This is a genomic window from Streptomyces sp. NPDC107559 (genome assembly GCF_055657365.1).
In genome coordinates this window covers 1-2,883 of sequence record NZ_JBVKBD010000056.1, presented here as the reverse complement: position 1 = coordinate 2,883, position 2,883 = coordinate 1, and the positions used below count along the sequence as shown (strand labels likewise).

General features: G+C 72.9%; 1 protein-coding gene. It reads right to left on the bottom strand.

What is annotated here, in order from left to right; all coding sequences use genetic code 11:
- Positions 1-2,883: type I polyketide synthase (locus tag ACZ7OY_RS44570; protein WP_472251220.1), on the bottom strand; the 2,883-nt coding region annotated here is incomplete at both ends.

Sequence of the window (2,883 nt, the reverse complement as noted above, 5' to 3'; positions counted from 1 at the left end):
ATCCCGGCCCGCTCGAACGCCTCCCAAGACGTCTCCAGCAGCAACCGCTGCTGCGGGTCCATCGCCAGCGCCTCACGCGGCGAGATCCCGAAGAAGGCCGGGTCGAACTCGGCGGCCTCGTGGAGGAAGCCGCCATGCCGCACATAGGACTTGCCGGAGCGGTCGGGGTCCGGGTCGTAGAGGGCCTCGACGTCCCAGCCGCGGTCCTCGGGGAAGCCCGAGATCGCGTCGCTGCCGGAGGCGACGAGACGCCACAGGTCCTCGGGCGACCGCACGTCACCGGGGAACCGGCAGGCCATGCCCACGAGCGCGATCGGTTCGTCCGTCCCGGTCACCGTGGCGACCGCGGCCTCGGACCGCTCCTGGACGCCCAGCGTCTCGGCCAGCAGGAAGCGGGAGAGCGCGACGGGCGTGGGGTGGTCGAAGACCAGGGTCGCGGGGAGCCGCAGCCCGGTCGTCGCGTTCAGCCGGTTACGGAGTTCCACCGAGGTGAGCGAGTCGAAACCGGCGTCCTGGAAGGCGTGTTCCGGCTGTACGGCCTGGGTCGAGGCGTGGCCGAGCACGGCGGCGACCTCGGTGCGCACCAGGTCCAGCACCACCTGCTCGCGCTCGGCCTCCGGCAGCCCGGCCAGCCGCTGCCCCAGCGATCCCCTCGGCGCGGTCCGCGCCGCGCGCCGCGCGGTGCCCCGTACAGGTCCGCGCAACCCTCGCAGGACCGGCGGCACCGTGCCCTGCAGCCCGCCCAGGTCCAACCGCAGCGGGGCGACGGCGGCCCGGTCCAGGGCCAGGGCCGCGTCGAACAGCCGCAGTCCTTCGCCGACGGCCATCGGGGCCAGGCCCACCCGCTCGAGCCGGGCGAGGTCCGCCTGGTCGAGCCGGTCGGCCATGCCGCCGCCCAGCTCCCACAGACCCCACGCCAACGACGTGGCGGGGAGCCCTCGGGCGCGGCGGGCTTCGGCGAAGGCGTCGAGGAAGGTGTTCGCCGCCGCGTAATTGGCCTGTCCCGCGCTGCCCAGGATTCCGGACACCGAGGAGAAGACGACGAACGCCGACAGGTCGCTCGTCAGCTCATGGAGGTTGAGCACGGCGTCGACCTTCGGACGCAGCACCTTCTCCATGCGCTCCGGGGTGAGCGCGGCGATCACGCCGTCGTCGAGGACGCCGGCCGTGTGCACCACGGCCGTGACCGGCGTACCGGACAACACCTCGGCAAGGGCGTCCCGATCGGCCGCGTCACAAGCCGCCCAACGCACCTCGGCGCCCCACGCGGCCAGTTCGGCCTCCAGCTCGACCGCACCAGGCGCGTCCGCACCACGACGACTGAGCAGCAGCAGGCTGCGCACACCATGCTCCGCGACCAGATGCCGGGCGAACAACCCGCCCAGCGCACCCGACGCACCCGTCACCAGAACAGTGCCGGAACCGAAATCCGGTGTGCCCGTAGCCGTGCCGACGGCCTTCACCAGGCGCGGTACGAACACCTCCCCGCCGACCACCGCGACCTGCGACTCACCGGAAGCCAGCACGGCCGGCAGCACACCAACCGCTCCGTCGGTCTCCTCGGCCTCCACCAGCACGATCCGGTCCGGATCCTCCGACTGCGCGGACCGCACCAGCCCCCACACCGCAGCATGAGCCAGATCACCCGGACGCGTCACCAACACCAGACGCCCCGCACGCTCCCCCGCCAACCACCACTGCACCAGCGCCAGAACCTCACCCACGACACCGTGCACACGCTCCGCGGTCTCCGTACCTGACCCCGCCGGGCACGGAACGACGACGACGTCCGGTGTCCCTTCCGACTCCCGCAGTGCGGCGAAGTCCGCGACAGTCGCGATCGTCAGCTCGTCACCAGCGGCGGGAGGAGTGAACGGCGTCCATTCCAGCCCGAAGAGCTGATCGCCGCTCCCGGCACCGCGCAATTGCTCCGCCGAGACGGCCCGCAACGACAGCGACTCGACAGAGGCCACCAGGTCACCTGCGCCGTCGGCCACGGCCAGCGTCACCGAACCGGTGGCCGTCCGCGACAGCTTCACCCGCACCATCGCCGCACCGGCAGCCTGCACGACGACGCCGGACCACGCGAACGGCAGGGCCGGGCCGTCGTCCAGCGACACCAGCCCACCGGCGGCCAGGGCGTGCAGGGCTGCGTCCAGCAGCGCCGGGTGCAGGGCGAACGCCGCCGCCTCGGCAGCCGACTCCTCCGGCAGCTCGACCTCGGCGAAGACGTCGTCCCCGCCCCGCCACACCGAGCGCAGGCCCTGGAAGACCGGGCCGTAGTCCAGGCCCGCGGCGGCCATGCCCTCGTAGAACGCCGTCAGGTCGACGGCCTCCGCACCCGCCGGCGGCCAAGCGCCGAGGCCCACTGGGGACGGTGCCTCTGCCGAGGACAGCACACCCGTCGCGTGCCGCAGCCACGAACCGTCGTCGACGCGCGAGTGGACGCTCAGCTGCCGCCGGCCCGACTCGTACTCCGGGCCGACAGCCACCTGAAGGGTGACGCCACCACGCTCGGGCACGACCAGGGGGAGCTCAAGGGTGAGGTCTTCGATGGATCCGCACCCCGTCTCGTCGCCCGCCCGGATCGCCAACTCGACGAATGCGGTGCCGGGCAGCAGAACGGTCCCGTTCACGGCGTGGTCGGCGAGCCAGGGGTGGGTTTCGAGGGAAAGCAGTCCGGTGAGCAGGACCCCGCCGCTGTCGGCGGTCGCGATGGCGGCACCGAGGAGCGGATGGTCCGCCGCTCCCAGGCCGGCGGCCCGGACGTCGCCGGACGCCTGGGGAACGTCGAGCCAGTAGCGCTCGCGCTGGAAGGCGTACGTGGGCAGATCGACGCGACGGGCTCCGGGGAAGACCACCTGCCAGTCCGGCGAGATGCCC